This is a genomic window from Bacillus cereus group sp. MYBK245-2, assembly GCF_051916145.1.
Lineage (GTDB): Bacteria > Bacillota > Bacilli > Bacillales > Bacillaceae_G > Bacillus_A > Bacillus_A pacificus.
On sequence record NZ_JBQAGB010000047.1, the window covers coordinates 1 to 1,074 of the forward strand.

Below are 1,074 nucleotides of genomic sequence, written 5' to 3' on the forward strand. Positions count from 1 at the left end.
AGTAGCTGGTGGTTTTCAGGTAAACGTTCTAATGCTTTCTCTAACATCTCTGAAACAAGTGAATACGTCGGTCTAGAACCGATTGTATAGGTAATAATTTCACCATTATATAAGTCTAATACAGGTGATACATACAGTTTCTCTCCAAACAATTTAAACTCTGTGATGTCCGTTACCCATTTTTGATTCGGGACATCTGTATAAAAATTACGCTCTAAAATATTAGGTGCAATTTTACCGACTTTCCCTTTATAGGATTTATATTTCTTCATACGCACAACACACTTTAATCCAAGCTCTTTCATAATGCGCTGAACCTTCTTGTGGTTCACTTTCTGGCCACGATTCGTTAATTCATCACGAATGCGACGGTAACCATAACGACCTTCATTTTCCTCATAAATTGCTTTAATTTCAGCTTTCAAATCGGCATCTTGATCCGGACGATTCATTTTCTTTACTAAATCATAATACGTACTCCGTGGAATACCAGCTAGCTCCACGAGTGCCTTCACCGAATATTTATGCCTTAATTCATAGACTACTTGTGCCTTGTCTTGTTTCGTGATTTTTCCTTGTTTTGAACTAAGGCATTCAACTTTTTTAAGTACTCATTTTCCATTTCAAGCTGTTGAATACGTGCTTCAAGTGCTTCGACTGACCCTTCAGCTAAAGCTTGTTTTACTTGTTTATTTGAATCTTTTTTCATGGATGGACGCCCCTTTTTCTTAGATTGAAGGGCATCAATTCCTTGTGTTTCGAGCTGTTTTTTCCAAACAGAAATCGTTGAAGGGGCAGGAATGTTAAAGATAGCTGCCGTCTCAAATAAGGACATACCGTTTTCAATCATAAAGTTTAGTACGTCTAGTTTAAATTGTTGTGTGTAATTTGTACATCGTTTTAGAAAAGCTTCCATACCATTCTGTTTATATTGGTTTACCCAATTCAAAATAATTGTGTCACTTATACCAATCGATTTACCCATTTCTCGATAACTTTCATTTCCGTTTAAATAACGTAAAACGATTTGTATTTTTTCATCAGCTGTAAATTTAGCCATAGAAAAACTGCACC

At 35.8% G+C, this 1,074-nt stretch carries 1 pseudogene; it reads right to left on the reverse strand.

What is annotated here, in order from left to right:
• A pseudogene (locus ACTFRN_RS28020) lies at positions 1–1,060 on the reverse strand (IS3-like element ISBce19 family transposase); the annotation flags it as partial.
• Positions 1,061–1,074: the final 14 nt, after the last annotated feature.